The following is an 834-nucleotide window of genomic DNA, read 5'->3' as shown; positions in this document are numbered from 1 at the left end:
TGTCTTTTTTTAAATAAGGTTGACACCCTAAAGTCAACAATTATGAAAAAGAAAGAAGAACAACTCCAAATTTCATTGGATCGCGTTAAACTTCAGAAGCACGTTTACGAGCTTTGTCGTATTCAAAAACTTACAATTAATGAAGTAAGAAAAAAAACAGGCCTTGGGATGGGTACTATTTACCGTTATCTTCATACCTTTGAGGAAGAAAACCCCAAATTGGTAGAACAGATGAAAAAACAAGGTCCAAACATCATTCCTGAAGACTACAAGAAACTTCAAGAGGAGGTTCTCCGCCTCAAGTGTGAATTAAAGCGCGAGAGGCTACGTGCCGACTTTTATGAGGAGATGGTTGCATTCGGCAAGGAAGTCTACGGCATCGACTTAAAAAAAGCTGGCACCAAGTAGTCGGTAGGCTCCATGAGCGTGATCTGAAGGCTTATGCCGTCAGATCGCTCTGTGGGCTACTTGGTGTAACGACCCAGGCCTACTATAAGCATGATGACACCCAGATGCGTAAGATAGCAGCAGAGGCATTCGTCGTTGAGTTTATCAAGCGCATCCGTGAGCGCGACCGTGGAATAGGCGGTGGCAAGCTTTGGCGTATGTACCAGAAGGAGTTCGGCGAAGACCACTCCGTTGGCTACAACCGTTTCTATGACATTGTCGAGAAGTACGGGCTAAAGGTACGCAAACGCCGCAGAAGAGCAAAAACCACAGATTCCAACCACGACCTCCCGACCTATCCGAATCTTGTCAAGGATCTTATCCCCATTCGTCCGAACCAACTATGGGTCAGTGACATAACATACATGATAGTCTACGTTGACGAGA

General features: G+C 45.2%; 1 protein-coding gene and 1 pseudogene. Both read left to right on the top strand.

Features of this window, described 5'->3' with window-relative positions; genetic code table 11:
- The coding region (locus tag HMPREF0673_RS00130) for a hypothetical protein (RefSeq protein ID WP_007896636.1) at positions 1 to 408 on the top strand (408 nt) is incomplete at its 5' end.
- Positions 409 to 512: 104 nt separating this feature from the next.
- Positions 513 to 834: pseudogene (locus HMPREF0673_RS00125) on the top strand (IS3 family transposase); the annotation flags it as partial.

This window comes from Leyella stercorea DSM 18206 (assembly GCF_000235885.1).
GTDB lineage: Bacteria > Bacteroidota > Bacteroidia > Bacteroidales > Bacteroidaceae > Prevotella > Prevotella stercorea.
Note: the sequence above shows the minus strand (reverse complement) of the source record. Positions and strands in the feature narration are given on the sequence as shown.